Raw genomic sequence first — 19,107 nt, 5'->3', positions numbered from 1 at the left:
GACGCATACTTCTCACTCAAATCTCCCTAATTTTCGCTAACTGCTAGAGATCATCAAGCAATACTACGAAAACTCACATTGTCTCCTTCTTCTGACTGTTTAAAGAGGAGTAGCGGTGTGGGTTTTGCTTTTTGATCCCATTCAATGGTGACGACACGCCCTTGCACCGTGGGCTGCCAATAGTCCGGGGCTTCACTGGGATTGAGGAACTTTTCAAGACAATCAATAATTTGTTCAACGGTGATGCTGCTAGCTTGGGCGGGAAGTTTTGTAAGGCTAATATTTACCCGAAATAAAACCCCCTCTTGACGTTGACCTTCTCGATTAATCGTGTCGTAATAAACGTCAAAAATTTCATCCACGGGGCGACCACTGGTGGCAATACCGACGGTAGCTACATCGGCGGTGCTGGGACGTAGAGCAACGCTGATGATGAGACGTACCTTAATTTTGAGCTGGTTCACAATCACGTAGTGGAACTGATCTTCTTCCATCCGCATCCGGAGGTAATCGAGGTTAAACTCCCGGGAGTGTACTAAATCCGGGTTACTTTCCATTTTCTTGATGGTGTTCAGGGCCAGTTTGAGTTTTTTCTTGAGATCGTTAATTTTGTAACGATTGAGCTTGGCTTCTTTTTTGTGCTTTTGATTAATGCCACGAATATAGAACAAAAGACCTAGGGTAGTGCAGAAGAAGGCCGAAGCAAGGGCAATCCATAGGGCAATGCCACCAAAGGTCGGGCGATCTAAGGTTGTAATCGGTGTGGGCTGTTGCGCGATGATCTGCTTTGTGGAAGGGAGGATTGGCGGCATATGCAAGGATAAACGGAAAATTTTAAGATGAAGGTATGGCCAGAAGTTATTAACAGATTAACAAGGGTCGGTAGGGTCTGTTTCCAGAAGTATAGAAAAAATTTAGAACCATGGAGAGTTCATCGGCCACAATTGGCGGCGGGGCGATCGCCGAATCATTCCCCAGCATTTTCACAAAAACATTGTGTATGATGAGGCGTCTCTGGGAAAATAAGAGAGTGGCAATTTTCAAAAATTGTCCAGGCCCGGCAAAAATTTAATGGAATAGGTTGCAAACCCACGATGAACAAAGCCCTTGGTTGTTTGGAGCAGTCAGTAAATACCCGTTGGACAGTGGCGGATAGCGAGACGTTATACCAAGTGGCAGGGTGGGGGGAACCATATTTTTCGATTAACAACCAGGGTCATGTGCAGGTGTCTCCCCTTGGGGACGCAGGGACGAGTATTGATCTATTTGAGCTGGTAGAATCCCTCAAACAGCGAAACATTGGTTTACCCTTCTTGATTCGTTTTCCGGATATTCTCCGCGATCGCATTGAACGGCTCCAGGATTGTTTTGCGACGGCGATCGCCCGGTATGACTATCCGAACCATTACCGGGGTGTGTATCCGGTCAAATGCAATCAGCAGCGCCATTTGGTAGAAGATCTTGTGGAATTGGGGCGCACTCACCACCTGGGCCTAGAAGCGGGTTCTAAGCCAGAACTCATGATTGCGATCGCCCTGTTGGAACCAGAGGCCGATCAAGAGCGACTGCTCATTTGCAACGGTTATAAGGATCAGCATTACATCGAAACGGCCCTCCTGGCGACCCAATTGGGACACCGCGCCTTGATCGTGATCGAACAGCCGGAAGAATTAGACTTGGTGATTCGGGCGAGTCAAAGTTTGGGCATCCGGCCGATGTTGGGCATTCGCGCCAAGCTTGCCAGTCGCGGCATTGGTCGTTGGGGGGGGTCCTCTGGCGATCGCGCTAAATTTGGGCTAACCATTCCGCAGATTTTGCGACTCGTGGAAAAACTACAGGCAGAGGAAATGCTCGATTGCCTGCAATTGTTGCATTACCACATCGGTTCCCAACTTTCGTCGATCAGTGTTGTTAAGTCTGCCATCCGAGAAGCCTCACAAATTTATGTGGAACTGGTAAAACTCGGCGCTCCCATGGGCTTTTTGGATGTGGGCGGCGGTCTCGCGGTGGATTACAGCGGCTCCAAGAACAATTTCCCCTCCTCGAAGAACTACAATATGCAAAACTACGCCAACGACGTGGTGGCAACGGTGCAGGATACTTGCGATGAAACTAACGTGCCCGTGCCCGTGCTGGTAAGTGAAAGTGGGCGGGCGATCGCCTCCCACCAGGCCGTGTTAATTTTTGATGTCCTCGGCAGTAGTGAAGTTGACCCGATCTTGCCCCCGAAGCCCGACTATAAAGAGCATTTGGTGCTGCGTAATTTGCGGGAAACCTACGACACCATTACCCCAGAAAATTACCAGGAAAACTATCACGATGCCGTGCAATTCAAAGACGAAGCCATCAGCCTGTTTAATTTGGGCTATCTCAGCTTAGGCGATCGCGCCAATGCCGAGGAATTGTACTGGTCTTGTTGTCAAAAGATTTTTTCGATTATCCAGGGGCAAGCCAGCATCCCTGAAGACTTTGAAGAACTTTGGCAAAATATGGCCGCTCTCTACTATGTGAATTTGTCTGTGTTTCAATCGGTGCCAGACAGTTGGGCCATTGATCAGCTTTTTCCGATTATGCCGATCCACCGACTCCACGAAGAACCGACCAAAAAAGGCATCCTGGCAGATTTAACCTGTGATAGCGACGGACGTATTAACCGTTTTATTGATACCAAGGCCGAAAGTAAAAATCTCCTTGAACTGCACCCTCCCAATGGTCAGCCTTACTATCTGGGTCTCTTTTTGATGGGTGCTTACCAAGAAATTATGGGCAACCTCCACAACCTGTTTGGCGATACCCATGTGGTGCACGTGCGTCTGACCGATGACGGTTACCACCTCGAACACCTCGTAGAAGGGGACACGATCAAAGAAGTTTTGCAGTATGTGCAATATGACGTGGCCGATCTCCTCGAAACAATGCGGTGTCGCACAGAGAAAGCCCTGAGTGAAAAGCGCCTAACCCTCCAGCAGTCACAACTTTTGATTAACCATTATCGTCAAAGCTTAGAAAGCTACACCTACCTCCACTAATCATCCGATCAGCGCAAATTCACAAGGAATCTGTATTTACTCCAAGCCCAAATATTGACTTGTTTTTCTACGGGATAAGAAAAGCAGCCGCCGTCTCTATGCTTGGCTATTAACAGCTTTAATTTGAGAACTTAAGAGGCGATCCATCCAATGTTCAAAAAATTCACGGTTTGCCTGTTGCTCAGCGAGGGTTTTGGGTTCTAACCCGTGGGGAGCCAGCCCCATCAAAGCCGCACTGGTTACACAGAACATCGATTTTTGGAAGGTTTGGCAAATTTTAACCCGCAAATCCTGCTCTTTGCGCAGGGTGCCCATATAGTAATCCCAGAGATAATCGGGTAAGAAGTGGCGCATATCTTGCATCAACAGAGTCGGCGGAATCCCCGAACCACCAATGGGTAATGGGTCGGCATAGAGAGCCCCATAGGTAAAGATCCCTTGTTCGGCGGGGACTTGGGCGGCTTGGGCATTGTAGGAGATGGTGCCAGCAAAGGGAGTTCCCCGGAAGAAAATCGCTTCGACGTAGGGAACAGCAGTATCCATCAGGAAAGTTAAACCCGCAGATTCTGGGATCAACTCATACACTTCCCCTTTGATTTCGACCTTGTAGGTGATGGGACGGCTGGCATCGGCCACCAATCCGGCTAGGACGTGGTTGGTCACGTCGGCGGTGGTTTTGATTTCGCCGGCATCGTAGCGATCGCTCAGGTCGAGAAACATATCACTCATGACGCGCCAAAACTGACCCAAGCCTGTGTAGTAGGCCATTTGTCGAGTTTGCTCCAGGAGAAAATCGGGGAAGAGTTTATTCAAACCCAACATGAAGGGATTATTTTTCCAGCGGGCGGCGATCGCCTTTTTGGCGGCCTCAATAAATTCTGGCGTGTCGAGGTAGGCATCTAAACCCCCCCCACCATGCCAAAACATCGACTTCATGCAATATTCGGCATATTCAAAGTTAATCCGGTCATGCCACCAATGTTTCAGGAGGCGATCGCCCGTTAATTGGCCGTTGAAATACTTAAAAAAGGGAAAAACATTGAGAAATTGCGATTCGGCCACATAGTTCAGATTATTCGAGTAGGCATCTAAGACCACCCCATAACTCTTGAGGATGCCCACCACTTCCATCACATTTTGATCGCTATTTTCCAGCATCGGTAAACCTTGCTCAAGGCGATGAATGAAAGGGGCAAGGGGATGCCGCGAAGGCTCTAAAACAGCAGTGACCATATTCATATCCACAATTCTTAAACGCTTACTTTTACTTTAAAGAAATTTCAATAGCCGTCGGGGATGCCACCAAGGCCGCCGTGTCGATCTCACTCCAGCGCACCAGCCACTGGGGCTGCAACCCAAAGACAAACAGTAATATCACTAACATAACCGCCGGAAACTGATCCGCCCAATTGACCGGGGACATATTCGTCAGTTCTGGGGTCAAGCGGCCAAAAAAGACCTTATTAATCATCAGCAGAAAATACACCGCCGTGAGACCTGTCCCCACCATACACAGGAGAGTCGCCACTGGATACACCGGAAAGCTGCCCCGAAAAATGAGGAATTCAGCGATAAAGCCCGCCATCCCCGGCAAACCCGCACTGGCCATGACCCCCAGGATCATCAAACTACCCGTCAAAGGCAGACCCCGTTCTGGGGTGAGCAGTCCCCGTAGATAATCGACATCCCGACTGCCCGTTTTTTTGTAGACAATGCCCACCAACAAAAAGAGCAGCCCAGAGATTAAACCATGGCTGACCATCTGGATTTCTGCCGCTGCCAAACTTAAGGGGGTCGCCGCCGCCGCCGCCAGCAGAATAAACGCCATGTGGGCAATGGAGGAATAGGCCACCACTTTTTTCATGTCTTTTTGGGCGATCGCACAGGAAGCCCCATACAAGGCACTGATTGCTGCCCAGATCGCTAGCCAAGGGGCCACGACAGCCCAAGCCAGGGGAAATAGGCCAATCCCAAACTTCAGTAGACCGTAGGTACCAACTTTGAGGAGTACCCCCGCCAAAATCACCGATACAGGGGTAGACGCTTCGACGTGGGCATCCGGGAGCCAAGTATGGAAAGGCAAAAACGGAATTTTGATCCCAAAGCCCACCAAAATGCCGCCGAGGAGAATTAATTGGGTGGTCAGGGGCAACAAATCACTGTGGAGGGCACTGTAGGCAAAGGTATTAGATTCTGTGAGGAAGGCCAGACCCAAGAAAGAAGCCAGAATTAAAATTCCGGAAACGGCTGTGTAGAGCAAAAATTTAATGGCGGCATAGCCTCGTTTTTTGCCGCCCCAAATCGCAATGAGGAAATATAGAGGGATAATTTCAATTTCGTAGAACAGAAAAAAGAGCAGCACATCCTGGGCCAAAAACGCCCCATTGACACTCGCCTGCAAGAGCAAAAAGAGGGCGTAATAAAAGCGGGGGCGGTGCAGATCCTTGGGGCTAATCCAGAGGGCCACTAGGGTCAACAATGCATTGAGGGCAAGGAGGGGCAACGACAGACCATCAACACCGAGATCGTAGTTCAGGCCCAACCACTCAATCCAAGGATAATGTTCGACAAATTGGAGGCCGGCGATCGCCACATCATAATGGAGCCCCAGCCAAGCTGTCCAAACAAAAACGAGGGCAGCCGCTCCCAGGGCCATCGTCCGGGAAAACTGATTTTTTTCTCCCTGGGGGAGTATCGCCACCAACAGAGCTCCGGCCAAGGGCAGCCAAATTAAGGCACTCAGCATTCTTTCCTCCAAAATTCACAAAAAAGCAGATTTAACAACAAAGGGGGAAACTCCTTAGGCCAACTGATTCGACCAAAAATCCGTAATCATCGTCCATTGACCCGTGGCCATAAACCAGACTAGGCCGAGGATCATCCCTAAAACAATCGTCAAAACATAGAATTGAGACTGTCCCGAAACGTTGTAACGTAGAGCGCTTCCACTAAAAAGTGTCGCCAAACCGGTCAAGTTGACAAAGCCATCGACAATGTAGCGATCAAACCAAGCGGCAAGTTTTGAAAGGGTTGTGACCAGCCAAACCACCGTCACGTTGTAAATGCGGTCAATGTAAAAATCGTAGGCTAGCAAATCCTGCAAAAAGCGCAGATAAAGCTGTCGGGGACGACTCAGGGAAGGATTCAAAGTAATCGTTAGACCAGCGACTAAGCCGAGACCCCCCGCGATCATCAGTGCAGGTATTGCTGAAGTCACGACGAGCGGCCGTTCAGCAAGGGTCGGCAGGGATGGGTTAAAGAGCAATTGCCATTGGTGCAAAAAGAAGGGCACCATCAGGGTCATCAGGATCAGACTCACCATGGGCACAGCCATTTGCCAGACCACCTCAGGCGATCGCCGCGTTTTTGGCTTGGGGGCACCGAGGAAAACAGAACGAAAGACCCTGGTCAGATTAAAGCTGGAACAGAAGTTTACCCCCACGAGGAGCAGCACGAGCCACGGGGGCGTATCCCAAAAACCATCGACCCAACGGCGCATCGTCCAAAACGTCCCCAGGGGAAAGAGGCACACAAGCCCCGCTGACCCCACCACAAAGGCACTGGTAGTCGCTGGCATCCGTGACCAAAGGCCGCCCATTTCCGTAATGTTTTGACCGTGGGTATTGAGAATAACCGCACCAATACTCATGAATAAGAGCGCTTTGGCGATCGCATGGGTTAGCAAAAGCAATAGGGCAATATCGACTTGATTTAACCCCACCGCAATAAACACCAAACCAAGGTAAGCACTGGTGGAATGGGATAAAGCCCGCTTAATATCAATCTGGGCTAGGGCAACCAACGAAGCCCCCACCGTAGTTACAGTACCGATAATAATCAAAGCGTCGGAGGTGATCGGCGTAATCGTAAAAACGGGCTCCATTTTGAGCAGCACGTAGGCCCCCGCAGAAACCACCACCGAATTACGAATAATCCCCGCTGGGTTTGGCCCTTCCATCGCTTCATCAAGCCAGAGGTTCAACGGGAACTGGGCACATTTACCAATCGGCCCGGAAATGAGCGCAAGGCCCACGAGACTGGCTTCCCAGGGAGGCAAGGGGGGATTCGCCGCCCAAGTTTCTAGTTCACTAAACGTGAGCCCCGTACCATAGCTGGATAAGGCGACAATGCCCATCAAGAGCAAGATATCGCCGACCCGTTTGGTCAAAAAAGCATCCCTCGCCGCCGTCACGACCAGGGGTTGAGCATACCAAAAACCAACTAATAAATAAGTAGAAAGGGTTAATACTTCCAACAGGCCATAGCTCAAGAGCAGCGAGTCGCTAATGGCCAAACCCGATAGGGCCGCCTCAAAAAAGCCCATCAAGCCATAGAAGCGGGCAATAGACCAATCCTTTTCTAGGTACCCAAGGCCGTAGAGTTGGGCCATGAAACAAATGCCAGTGACCAGTTCCATTGCACCGAGGTTAACCGGAGAAATTTCAATAACCAGGGAAAGATTTAGATCGGCAACCTGGAGCCACTCCAGTGATAGTTGTTGGGGGGGCATGTTCCAAAGGGAAGCGAAGGCAAAGGAACCGTGTAAAAGACCCAAAAAGGTCATGATCAGGTTGAGGTAGGCGGCAGGTCGAGGCCCGGTGCGCCGAATTAACCCGAGGGACCAAGGCAAGGTCAAGAGTGCCCCCGTAATTCCGTAGACTGGAACTAGCCATACGCTTTGTAAAAGAAATTCACTCATGGAGGGTGTCTAGAAAATCACAACAGAAGGTTGGTTGGCATTGGCTGGATTGGCCAGAAAATATTTCAAATCGTCGGTCTACAGTCTTTGTAAGAGAGTGTAATCGATTAGATGGCGATTTCCCAAAGGTTTGAGGCTTTTTTGTGGTGATAACGATGCTTAATTGGCATAGCGTTAAGAAATAATAATTTGGCGATCGCCTACATGGTTTTGTTAATTATTAAGTCGAAATGTCAGCCTTTGCCGACCCTTTGATGTTTCTTAAAATTCAGCCGAGGGGAACCACTCCTATGATTGGCGTAGTGGCTGTTGACCGTCAATTTGAAATTCTAAAAAGATGACTTTGAGTTGATGCCCAGCGGGCCGCTTTCCCGTCACCAACTCATTCGTTGGAGTAAACCTCTCCATGGCATCAATCGCAAATATCGGGCACTGGATCTCCCGCCCAACCTTTAGACATTGGCGTGGTGATTTTTTCGGGGGGCTAACGGCGGCCATTGTCGCACTCCCCCTTGCCCTTGCCTTTGGGGTTTCTTCTGGAGCCGGGGCGATCGCCGGAATGTATGGGGCCATTTGTACTGGATTTTTTGCCGCGTTGTTTGGGGGAACCCCAGCCCAGATCACGGGACCTACGGGGCCGATGACGGTGGTGATGGCAACAGTTTTTACCGCCGCCGCGAGGACCGCTGATGATCCGGCCACAGGCCTAGCGATCGCCTTCACCGTGGTCATGTTGGGGGGTCTCTTTCAGATCCTTCTAGGCATCCTGCGCCTGGGCAAATACATCACCCTGATTCCCTACACCGTCATTTCTGGGTTTATGTCTGGGATTGGTGTGATCATTATTGTGCTCCAGTTTGGCCCCTTGCTTGGTTATCCCGGCGGCGCGAATATTTTGGGGGCCGTTCAAGAAATTCCCTACGATCTAACCCATCCTTACCTCGGGGCCACGGCCCTGGGCCTTCTGACTCTGGCGATTGTATTTGCTTCACCGGCCCGACTCAATCGTCTTGTCCCCTCTCCCCTCCTGGCTCTGGTCATCTGCACGATTTTATCTCTGTTAATTCCCAATCCTGACTTGGCGCGCATTGGCGACATCCCCCAGGGTTTTCCGACCCTCCATTGGCCCTATTTCAGCCTGCCTCTGTTGCGTCAAATGCTTGGCTATGGCGTGATCCTCGGTACCCTAGGCGCCATTGATTCGCTTCTGACTTCTTTAGTTGCGGACAATATCACCCGTACCCAGCACGACTCCGATCAAGAATTAATCGGCCAAGGCATTGGCAATTTTCTCTCCGGCTTTGTGGGAGGACTACCGGGGGCTGGGGCAACGATGCGGACAGTGATCAATGTGCGCTCTGGGGGCAAAAGCAACCTTGCAGGTATGCTCCATGCTCTGGTGTTATTGGTGATTTTACTTGGGGCGGCCCCCCTCACGGCCCCTATCCCCCATGCGGTCTTAGCGGGCATTTTGATTAAGGTGGGCATTGACATTATTGATTGGAGTTTCTTGAAACGGGCCCACAAAATTTCCTGGAAAGCGACGGGATTAATGTATGGTGTTTTATTATTAACCGTCTTTGTCGATTTGATCACGGCAGTGGCGGCAGGGGTCTTTGTGGCGAATCTCCTGACGGTCAAAAGCCTCACGGATTTGCAAATGCAGCGGCTAGAAACCATCACTGCTGGGGCCGATACAAGTACGTTAAATGAGCGCGAACGGGAACTGTTACACCAGGCCCAGGGGCACATTATTCTTTTTTGTTTAGGTGGCCCCATGAGCTTTGGGGCGGCGAAAGGGATTGCCCAACGGATGGCCATTGTTGAAAAATACGAGGTTTTGATTTTAGACCTCAGTGAGGTACCCCGGATGGGAGTGACGGCCTCCCTGGCGGTGGAGACGATGATCCGGGATGCCCACGGTCGGGGACGGGAAGTGTTTTTAGTGGGGGCCATGGGCCAGGTACGCGATCGCCTGAGGAAATTAGAAGTGTTAAAGTTGCTGCCACCCCGCAATCGTGTAACAAATCGTTTAGATGCGCTCCAACAGGCGATCGCCTTCATTCAACAGCGAAAAGCTTAGTCCTCTGACCTTTGGGCAACTTCTTCTAGAAACCCCTGTCTATTTAAACGATGAAGCATTGACTCTACTTAACCTTGGTATTACGAAATATCATTGCAGTTTATGTTGTCAAAGGTGCCATTGTTGCTTATGCTCTTCATAGCTTGCCAAAATCAAAATTAGTAACAAACGCGATTCCTGGCGATCGCCTTGTCCACTATAAAGCCTGTAAAGGACCCTAACCCCTGCGCAGAGGCAAGTAGTCGGTCTTTATGCCGCTTCCGTTATCCCAACTAGAAGCAGACCAAACTCCCAGGGGGACGCCTGTTCCTTAGTATTTTTAAGACATTAAGCTTGATAAGCGAGGATAAATTAGATGCCTATTGCAGTTGGAATGATTGAAACCCGCGGTTTCCCCGCAGTTGTAGAAGCTGCTGACGCGATGGTAAAAGCCGCCCGTGTAACCCTCGTTGGTTACGAAAAAATCGGTAGTGGCCGCGTTACTGTGATTGTCCGTGGTGATGTTTCTGAAGTCCAAGCCTCCGTTTCCGCTGGCATTGAGAGCGCCAACCGTGTCAATGGTGGGGAAGTGCTTTCTACCCACATCATCGCCCGTCCCCACGAAAACCTCGAATACGTCTTGCCGATTCGCTACACCGAAGAAGTAGAACAATTCAGAACCTATTAACCCTGGGACAGAGGGGCGATCGCCATTCTTTTTTCGGTCACGCATCCTCTGTGATTTCCAGAAACTATTAATTAAAAGCAAGAGGAGAAAAACTCAATGTCTATTGCAGTCGGAATGGTAGAAACCCTCGGTTTCCCCGCAGTTGTAGAAGCTGCTGACGCGATGGTAAAAGCCGCCCGTGTAACCCTCGTTGGTTACGAAAAAATCGGTAGTGGCCGCGTTACCGTAATTGTCCGTGGTGATGTTTCTGAAGTCCAAGCTTCCGTTTCTGCCGGTACTGATAATGTTAGCCGCGTTAATGGTGGCCAAGTGCTTTCTACCCACATCATCGCCCGTCCCCACGAGAACCTCGAATACGTTCTGCCGATCCGGTACACCGAAGCCGTAGAACAGTTTCGTGAAAGCGTGAATCCCCAACCTCTGAGAAGAGTGTAATTTTTTTATTAAAAAATTTTTAGTTATAAATTTTCATGCAAATTGCCAAAGTACGTGGCACTGTCGTCAGCACCTACAAAGCAGAAAGCCTCCGGGGGATTAAATTTTTGCTCGTTCAATTTATAGATGAACAGGGTCAGCCCCTTCCTAAATATGAAGTGGCAGGAGATCTCGTAGGCGCTGGCGTCAATGAATGGGTTTTGGTCAGTCGTGGTGGTGCTGCCCGTACCGAAACGGGAATGGAGGGAAGACCCCTAGATGCGATGGTCATCGGCATCATTGATACGGTCAACGTCGATAATCGTTCCCTTTACAGCAAGAAAGATGCAGGCTAAATGGTCTGAATTCTTTCCAGCCGGACTACCCAAAGTCAATGCGTGGCTCGTTTGGTAATCTCAAGCAATTTATGGCGGATGGTTAAAAGCTAGCGAGAGAAGCAATCAATGACATTGAGAGGAGGGATTGATTCATGGTAGTCCGCAGTACCGCGGCTCCCCCAACACCTTGGTCTAAGGACTTAGCTGAACCAAAGATTCACGAAAGTGCCTATGTGCATTCTTTCTCGAATTTAATTGGTGATGTCACAGTTTGCGAACATGTGCTCATTTCTCCGGGAACGTCTATTCGGGCAGATGAGGGCGCACCTTTCCATATCGGGGCAGCAACCAATATCCAAGATGGCGTTGTGATCCATGGTTTGGAGCAGGGCCGTGTCGTTGGGGCAGATGGCCATGACTATTCTGTCTGGATTGGCGATCGCAGCTGTATTACCCACATGGCCCTTGTCCATGGTCCCGCCTACATTGGCAACGATTGCTTTGTTGGTTTTCGTTCCACGGTGTTTAATGCCCGCATCGGCGATGGTTGCGTCATCATGATGCACGCCCTCGTTCAAGATGTGGACATTCCCCCCGGCAAGTATGTGCCTTCGGGAGCTGTGATTACGAACCAGCAGCAGGTGGAGCGCCTCTCCAATGTGACCGAGGCCGATCGCGCCTTTGCCAAACAGGTGGTGGAAATCAATGAAGCATTACGGGAGGTCTCCCCAGGGGCCACTAATAATGGTTCACGGATTGCTGCCAACCAGCAACCAACCCCCTCTTCTTCTACAAATACAAGCGGTACTAGCGAACATCAATCGGTGGGAAATATGAGTTTAAACGGAGATCTTTACAATCAGGTGCGTGGCCTTGCCGCCCAAGGGTGCACCTTCACCGCAGAATATGCCAACAAGCGGCGCTTCAAAACCAAATCTTGGTTGAGTGCTGGTTTTGTCGAAGGTCATTCTGCCGATCAAATCATTGGTAACTTGAACCGGGTGCTGGCTGATCACGCCGGGGAATATGTCCAGTTAATCGCTGTGGCTCCCAATAGCAAATCAAGGGCGGCAGAAATTGTTGTGCAACGTCCAGGCGATAGTGCTCCAGTCCAAACATCGACAACGGCTAGCTACAGCAACAACGGCAACCGCAGCAACGGCACCAGTGCGGGAAGTCAAGCGGCAGCGGTTGGGGGCGATTTAACGTCTCAGATCCATGCTTTAGCGTCCCAGGGCTGTAGCTTTACCGCTGAACACGCCAATACCCGTCGTTTTAAGACGCAATCTTGGTTGAGCGCCGGTTTTGTCGAAGGTCATTCTGCGGAACAAATTATTGCCAACGTTAATGGCTTGTTGGGTCAATATCCCAATGAGTATGTGCAAGTCATTGCCGTTGACCCCCACAGCAAGTCTCGGGTAGCGGAATTAATCGTCCAGCGTCCTGGGGAAACGGGGACTCTATCTACTAAGGCAACAGCCTCCGCCCGTCGCAGCGGCAACAAGGTGGTTAACACGGCCTCTGGTGGTGATGTGGCAGGGCAAATCGCGGCTCTGGCTTCCCAGGGTTGTAGCTTTACGGCAGAACACGCCAGCACCCGCCGTTTTAAAACCCAGTCTTGGCTAGGGGCAGGCTTTGTTGAAGGTCATTCTGCCAATCAGATTTTGGCAAATATCCAGGCGATCGCCGCCCAGTTCCCCAACGAATATGTCCAGTTAATCGCCGTTGACACCAACTCCAAAACACGGGCCGCAGAGATCATCATCCAACGCCCTGGCAACAATGCGCCTGTCCAGACAGCAACCGCAACCAGTAGTTTTTCGGGAAGCACGAAAGCAGCCCCAAGCAGCAATGGTTTCGGGGGTCACAGTAGCGGGAGTCTCAGTGGGGACGTGGTTTCTAAAGTCCGTTCGCTTTTGATGCAAGGCTACAAGATTGGGACAGAACATGCTGATAAGCGCCGTTTCCGGGTTAAGTCCTGGAGTAGCTGTGGCACCATTGACAGCACCCAAGAGGCAGAAGTTTTACGTCACCTCGAAGGTTGTCTCCAGGAGCACAGTGGCGAATATGTCCGCATGATTGGTGTCGATGAAGCGGCTAAACGACGGGTGCTTGAGGAAATTATCCAACGCCCCTAGGTTGTGTAACGCGACCACTTCGTTATGGGGGAGAAAACGAATGTCTATCCCCCAACCCTTACCCCACCTGTGATTAATTGAATCACCGTTGACAAAATCATTGTGACTTTCCAGGCAATTACCCATCCAGATATTCAAATTAATGGCGATGTAAGGATTCATCCCCGTGCGGTTATTGCCCCCGGTGTTATTCTGCAAGCAACCGAAGGCAATTATGTGGCGATCGCCGCTGGTGCTTGTATTGGTGCAGGTGCGATCATCCAGGCCCACGGCGGCAACATCGAGATCCATGCCGGCGCGATTATCGGGGCAGGCTGCCTCATCATTGGCCAATGCTCAGTGGGGGAAAATGCCTGCTTAGGCTATGGCTCCACCCTATTTCAAGCGGCGATCGCCGCTGCCGCAATTCTCCCGCCCCAAAGCCTCATTGGCGATCTGTCCCGCCAAGAAACTACCGCTTCTTACCAGACTCAACCGTCAAAACCCGCGAATCAATTGACAAGCCAACCCCTCGATCCTTGGCAGGCAGAGGACGCAACTAACCAGACTGCCACAACTTTTTCGCCACCAGGGCGATCGCCCACTAGCAGCAGCAATCGTCCCAATGTCCAGCCCCCACCAGAAGCAGGATCCCCTCCAACTGAAACACCAAACACCGAAGTGATGCCGACGGTTCCAGAATCAAAGGAATCCCTAGAATCGGGCGAAAAAACACCAGTTGTCGGGCAAGTTTATATCAATCAACTATTAATGACCCTATTCCCTCACCAAAATTCTCTCAATACCCCAAATCCACCAGATGAGCCTTAGCCTCACAAAACTTTCATGATTTCTTGAGTGAAAATTAAATGTTTAAAGTTCTTAAAGGAGATTGTTGAGAAACATAAATACTTAATTCATCTCACTTGAACGCTTTCCCTCTCTAAAGATCCCGACAGAAAACGGTTTTAGCCCAATGTCTCATTAGGGAACCTCGAAAAATTCAAAATTTCGCCAGATCGGCAACGTATCCTCGTTGTTTCAGGCTCAAAAAATCGTCAAAAAAGCAATTAATCGAGGTTCCCATTAGGTAGCATGGCTGAATTCGAGCGGGATTTTATGGCTTTTTTAGGTATTTTTGTAAGGGTAAAATAGGCCCATTAAACAGCATTAGAAATGCTAATCAGCCCAAAAAACAAAAGCAATCTTTTTTTGTTGCCAAAAGATAAAAATAAGTCGAGGCTGTGGTAACATATCCCACAGATTAAAGAAAGTCATAAGACTTGAATCTTCAGAATTTTAAAAAGCAGTTTTGCCAACGTAAGATTTTTGAAGTTTTCGACCAACGATACCGTTACTGGTATTTGTCTGTTAAAGATAAGCATTTTTGCTGGAGGAAAACCGCATGGTTCAGACCAAATCTGCTGGGTTTAATGCCGGTGTACAGGACTACCGCCTGACTTACTACACCCCCGATTACACCCCGAAAGATACCGACTTACTCGCTTGTTTCCGGATGACTCCCCAACCTGGAGTCCCCCCCGAAGAATGTGCTGCGGCTGTTGCGGCTGAATCTTCTACCGGTACTTGGACCACTGTATGGACCGATGGTTTAACTGACCTCGACCGCTACAAGGGTCGTTGCTACAACGTTGAACCCGTTCCCGGTGAAGACAACCAATATTTCTGTTTCGTTGCTTACCCCCTCGATCTGTTTGAAGAAGGTTCTGTAACCAACGTTTTGACTTCCTTGGTTGGTAACGTATTCGGTTTTAAAGCGCTGCGTGCCCTGCGCCTCGAAGATATCCGCTTCCCCGTTGCGTTAATCAAAACTTACCAAGGGCCTCCCCACGGGATCACTGTAGAGCGTGACCTCCTCAACAAGTATGGTCGTCCTCTCCTCGGTTGTACGATTAAGCCGAAGCTCGGTCTGTCTGCGAAGAACTACGGTCGTGCGGTTTATGAATGTCTCCGTGGTGGTCTTGACTTCACCAAAGATGACGAAAACATCAACTCTCAGCCTTTCATGCGTTGGCGCGATCGCTTCCTGTTCGTTCAAGAAGCTATCGAAAAATCCCAAGCTGAAACCAACGAAGTTAAGGGTCACTACCTCAACGTCACCGCTGGCACTTGCGAAGAAATGCTCAAGCGGGCTGAATTCGCCAAGGAAATCGGCACGCCCATCATCATGCACGACTTCTTAACCGGTGGTTTCACTGCGAACACTACCCTCGCGAAGTGGTGCCGTGACAACGGTGTTTTGCTCCACATTCACCGGGCAATGCACGCGGTAATTGACCGTCAGAAGAATCATGGTATTCACTTCCGGGTTCTCGCTAAGTGTCTCCGCCTCTCCGGTGGTGACCACCTCCACTCCGGTACCGTTGTGGGTAAACTCGAAGGCGATCGCGCCGCAACCCTCGGTTTCGTAGACCTGATGCGTGAAGACTACGTTGAAGAAGATCGTTCTCGCGGTGTATTCTTCACCCAAGACTACGCTTCTCTCCCCGGCACCATGCCTGTGGCTTCCGGTGGTATCCACGTATGGCACATGCCTGCCCTCGTTGAAATCTTCGGCGACGATTCCTGCCTCCAGTTTGGTGGTGGTACCCTCGGTCACCCCTGGGGTAACGCACCTGGTGCAACTGCAAACCGTGTGGCTCTGGAAGCTTGTGTTCAAGCCCGTAACGAAGGTCGCAGCCTGGCCCGTGAAGGTAATGATGTCCTCCGTGAAGCAGGTAAGTGGTCGCCTGAATTGGCAGCCGCCCTCGACCTGTGGAAGGAAATCAAGTTCGAATTCGATACCGTTGACACTCTCTAAGCTCCTGATGAGCATCAGTGGATGGGGAAGTTTGTCACAATCTACCTATTCACTGATGATTTCCTCCCATGGAGTTTAAAAAAGTTGCGAAGGAAACGGCCATCACTTTGCAAAGCTATTTGACCTACCAAGCGGTGCGTCTGATTAGTCAGCAGCTAAGTGAAACCAATCCTGGACAGGCGATTTGGTTAGGAGAGTTCTCTAAACGTCATCCAATTCAGGAAAGTGATCTTTACCTCGAAGCGATGATGCTAGAAAACAAAGAGCTCGTCCTCAGAATCCTGACAGTGCGAGAAAATCTTGCGGAAGGAGTTCTGGAGTTTTTACCAGAAATGGTCCTCAGCCAAATCAAGCAGTCCAATGGAAACCATCGCCGTTCTTTATTAGAGCGTTTAACTCAAGTTGATTCTTCATCAACTGATCAGACTGAACCTGACCTTGGTGAGTCTGATACTTCAGAAGATTCTGAATAAACTTTGATCCGATAAAGAGGACATAAATCAATGAAAACTTTACCTAAAGAAAAGCGTTACGAAACTCTTTCTTACTTGCCCCCCCTCAGCGACCAGCAAATCGCTCGCCAAGTCCAGTACATGATGGATCAAGGCTATATTCCTGGTATTGAGTTCGAAAAAGATCCGACTCCTGAACTCCACCACTGGACGCTTTGGAAGCTGCCCCTTTTCAACGCAAGCTCTGCTCAAGAAGTACTCAACGAAGTGCGTGAGTGCCGTAGTGAATATTCTGACTGCTACATCCGTGTTGTTGGTTTCGACAACATCAAGCAGTGCCAAACCGTTAGCTTCATCGTTTACAAGCCCAACCAAACCCGTTACTAAGGTTTTGTTGGTTTTTGTGACCTGAATTTAATTTGAATCATGCGGAATGCGATCGCCTTAGGACGGTCGCATTTTTTTGTTTAAAATTGTCAGAATACACCACAAAAATTCTGTTGTAGGGGTTTACCATGGTAGACCCCTACCAAAACGATTATGGCGATAAAATTCGAGGGGAATTTTTAAGATGAAAAAACGCGTGACTCTGACATTTCCCCAGGACACGGTGCAAATGCCCGTCACCTATCGCTTGGCAAAGGATTTTAATATTGCGGCGAATATCATCCGCGCCCAGGTTGCTCCAAACCAGGTGGGCAAGTTGGTGGTGGAACTCCAGGGGGATATTGATGCCATTGAGATGGCCTTGGAATGGATGAAAGGCAAGGGGATTTTAGTTTCCCTCGCGAGCAAAGAAATTGTGATTAACGAAGATATTTGTGTGGATTGTGGTCTCTGTACGGGGGTTTGTCCGACGGGAGCATTATCGCTAGATCCCCAAACGTTTCGACTAAAATTTACCCGCCAAAAATGTGTGGTTTGCGAACAGTGTTTACCCGCTTGTCCGGTGCAGGCGATCGCCACAAATTTTTAAGGTATCTTCCCCAAAAAAGTGCTGTTAGCGGTGATGAAATCAACCCAAAGATTGCAATTGCTAATAGGAGTGATTATAAATTCTGTTGAAAAATGTGTTTAAAGGTAGAAACCATTGTGTTTTAAGCTTTTTGGGTCTGTTTTGAGCAATTGAGAAGATTATCCTAGGCCAGAACATCCCTTAGGATATTGTTAGAAATTCCTAACTTTTTAATTCTTCATGAAAAAACAGGCCAACGTTCAGCGTCACACAGAGCCCGCAGATCAGAATTTGCGGCTAAAAAGTCATGGCAATTTATTCTATTTATTGGCTGTGGCGGCGGGCTTGATTTTTTTGCAGGGTTACATGATTGCGCCTTTAATTCCCCGTTTATCGGAGATTTTTGGCGTTTCTGTCCAGGAAATTGGCTTTATTGTGCCGATTTATATGCTGTCCTACGCTGTAATGGCTCTTTTTTATGGCATTCTCTCGGATCGTTTTGGTCGTTGGGCAATTATTCAAGTTGCGCTAATTATTTTTGTAATTTGTACCGGGTTAACGGCGACATCCCAAAATCTGTCCCAATTAGCTACTTGGCGACTATTAACGGGCATTGGGGCCAGTGGCATTATTCCAATGACCTTTGCTCTAATTGGAGATCTGTTTCCCTTTGAGCGTCGGGGCGCAATGTTGGGTTTAATCTTTGCGGCAATGGAAGGGGGGATGGCTGCGGGTTCTGCTGGGGGCGCAATCCTAGAGCCGTTTATTGGCTGGCGGACTTTGTTTATCGGCACGGCGATCGCCGCTGGTTTAGTGCTGTGGCGACTGCAACCCTATGGTGCACTGTTTGACGAAGCCCCCCAGGAATCTCCTCCTTCGATCCAGCAAATCTTCCGGGGATACTGGCAGGTACTCCGTAGCTTTCGGGGCCAGCGCACCTATGCCTATGTCCTGTGGAATGGGATTTACCATGCAGGGGTCTTTACTTGGTTGGGCCTTTATCTCTCGGAACGGTTTGCAATGAGTCCCTTGAATATTGGTTTAACCATTTTGGGTTATGGGGTGCCGGGCCTATTGTTGAGTGCTTGGATTGGGAAAGCGGTGGATCGTTGGGGACGACGCTGGTTAGTGCCGGCAGGTCTGGTGATGGCGGCCCTGTCGGGTCTGGTGATGATCTTACCGATTACCCCTTGGATGACAACGGTGGCCGTGGTTATTTTGTCCATTGGCTATGATTTGACCCAACCGCTTTTTGTGGGTATTGTCACGGACTTGGGGGACGACGACAATCTCGGTCAAACCATGGGTCTCAAGGTTTTTACTCTCTTTACGGGGTTTGGGATCGGTAGTTTGCTATTCGGAAAGCTGCTCACCTGGGGCTTTGCCTGGGCCTTGGGGATTTTTGGCGGGTTCCAGTTGCTAGCGGGGATCTTCGCCTTGAGGTTTTTTTGGTGGGAAGTACCTTGGCGGCGATCGCCCCAGTAAGGGAATAATATCGCGCCTTGAATGCTGCTTTGAAAAGACTACTTTTT

At 49.7% G+C, this 19,107-nt stretch carries 16 protein-coding genes; 12 read left to right on the top strand and 4 right to left on the bottom strand.

Features of this window, described 5'->3' with window-relative positions:
• Nucleotides 1–53: 53 nt before the first annotated feature.
• Nucleotides 54–812, bottom strand: a complete 759-nt coding sequence (locus FEK30_RS13490) for a hypothetical protein (protein ID WP_138073470.1) — start codon at nucleotides 810–812, stop codon at nucleotides 54–56.
• Nucleotides 813–1,094: 282 nt separating this feature from the next.
• On the opposite strand from FEK30_RS13490, the gene speA reads away from it, so the two are divergent.
• Nucleotides 1,095–3,029 (top strand): biosynthetic arginine decarboxylase, encoded by a 1,935-nt coding sequence (speA, locus tag FEK30_RS13480; RefSeq protein WP_012307419.1) that lies wholly within the window; start codon nucleotides 1,095–1,097, stop codon nucleotides 3,027–3,029.
• A 96-nt stretch (nucleotides 3,030–3,125) separates the two neighbouring features.
• On the opposite strand, the gene FEK30_RS13475 is transcribed toward speA, so the two are convergent.
• Genes FEK30_RS13475 through FEK30_RS13465 form a run of 3 tightly spaced genes read right to left on the bottom strand, consistent with a single transcriptional unit; the run spans nucleotide 3,126 to nucleotide 7,728 of the window.
• Entirely contained in the window at nucleotides 3,126–4,262 is a 1,137-nt protein-coding gene (locus tag FEK30_RS13475) for a CO2 hydration protein (RefSeq protein ID WP_041443893.1), read from the bottom strand.
• A gap of 31 nt (nucleotides 4,263–4,293) precedes the next feature.
• Complete coding sequence (locus FEK30_RS13470; protein ID WP_138073469.1) at nucleotides 4,294–5,775, bottom strand: NADH-quinone oxidoreductase subunit M; 1,482 nt, start codon at nucleotides 5,773–5,775, stop codon at nucleotides 4,294–4,296.
• A gap of 54 nt (nucleotides 5,776–5,829) precedes the next feature.
• Nucleotides 5,830–7,728: an NAD(P)H-quinone oxidoreductase subunit F gene (locus FEK30_RS13465; RefSeq protein WP_138073468.1), complete on the bottom strand. Its 1,899-nt coding sequence runs from the start codon at nucleotides 7,726–7,728 to the stop codon at nucleotides 5,830–5,832.
• Between the two features lie 406 nt (nucleotides 7,729–8,134).
• On the opposite strand from FEK30_RS13465, the gene FEK30_RS13460 reads away from it, so the two are divergent.
• From FEK30_RS13460 to FEK30_RS13410, 11 genes are all read left to right on the top strand, one after another.
• On the top strand, nucleotides 8,135–9,811 hold the full coding sequence (locus FEK30_RS13460) for a SulP family inorganic anion transporter (protein ID WP_138073467.1): 1,677 nt from the start codon (nucleotides 8,135–8,137) through the stop codon (nucleotides 9,809–9,811).
• Nucleotides 9,812–10,166: 355 nt separating this feature from the next.
• A complete protein-coding gene (locus tag FEK30_RS13455; RefSeq protein WP_012307414.1) occupies nucleotides 10,167–10,478 on the top strand; it encodes a carbon dioxide-concentrating mechanism protein CcmK in 312 nt (103 codons plus the stop codon).
• Nucleotides 10,479–10,574: 96 nt separating this feature from the next.
• Nucleotides 10,575–10,913: a carbon dioxide-concentrating mechanism protein CcmK gene (locus FEK30_RS13450; protein WP_012307413.1), complete on the top strand. Its 339-nt coding sequence runs from the start codon at nucleotides 10,575–10,577 to the stop codon at nucleotides 10,911–10,913.
• A 35-nt stretch (nucleotides 10,914–10,948) separates the two neighbouring features.
• A complete protein-coding gene (gene ccmL, locus FEK30_RS13445) occupies nucleotides 10,949–11,248 on the top strand; it encodes a beta-carboxysome shell vertex protein CcmL (RefSeq protein ID WP_012307412.1) in 300 nt (99 codons plus the stop codon).
• A 134-nt stretch (nucleotides 11,249–11,382) separates the two neighbouring features.
• Nucleotides 11,383–13,368 (top strand): beta-carboxysome scaffolding protein CcmM, encoded by a 1,986-nt coding sequence (gene ccmM / locus FEK30_RS13440; protein ID WP_138073466.1) that lies wholly within the window; start codon nucleotides 11,383–11,385, stop codon nucleotides 13,366–13,368.
• 102 nt (nucleotides 13,369–13,470) lie between these two features.
• Nucleotides 13,471–14,178: a beta-carboxysome scaffolding protein CcmN gene (gene ccmN / locus FEK30_RS13435; RefSeq protein WP_168191151.1), complete on the top strand. Its 708-nt coding sequence runs from the start codon at nucleotides 13,471–13,473 to the stop codon at nucleotides 14,176–14,178.
• Nucleotides 14,179–14,752: 574 nt separating this feature from the next.
• Nucleotides 14,753–16,168, top strand: a complete 1,416-nt coding sequence (locus FEK30_RS13430; protein ID WP_012307409.1) for a form I ribulose bisphosphate carboxylase large subunit — start codon at nucleotides 14,753–14,755, stop codon at nucleotides 16,166–16,168.
• Nucleotides 16,169–16,236: 68 nt separating this feature from the next.
• The gene (rcbX, locus tag FEK30_RS13425; RefSeq protein ID WP_030006358.1) at nucleotides 16,237–16,641 is read left to right on the top strand and encodes a RuBisCO chaperone RbcX; all 405 of its coding nucleotides are present in this window, start codon (nucleotides 16,237–16,239) and stop codon (nucleotides 16,639–16,641) included.
• A 30-nt stretch (nucleotides 16,642–16,671) separates the two neighbouring features.
• Entirely contained in the window at nucleotides 16,672–17,007 is a 336-nt protein-coding gene (locus FEK30_RS13420) for a ribulose bisphosphate carboxylase small subunit (protein ID WP_012307407.1), read from the top strand.
• 184 nt (nucleotides 17,008–17,191) lie between these two features.
• Entirely contained in the window at nucleotides 17,192–17,596 is a 405-nt protein-coding gene (locus FEK30_RS13415) for an NIL domain-containing protein (protein ID WP_012307405.1), read from the top strand.
• 219 nt (nucleotides 17,597–17,815) lie between these two features.
• Nucleotides 17,816–19,060, top strand: a complete 1,245-nt coding sequence (locus tag FEK30_RS13410; RefSeq protein WP_138073464.1) for an MFS transporter — start codon at nucleotides 17,816–17,818, stop codon at nucleotides 19,058–19,060.
• The last annotated feature ends 47 nt before the right edge of the window (nucleotides 19,061–19,107 follow it).

Origin of the sequence: Picosynechococcus sp. PCC 11901 (assembly GCF_005577135.1) — a bacterium.
Taxonomy (GTDB): domain Bacteria; phylum Cyanobacteriota; class Cyanobacteriia; order Cyanobacteriales; family MRBY01; genus MRBY01.
Note: the sequence above shows the minus strand (reverse complement) of the source record. Positions and strands in the feature narration are given on the sequence as shown.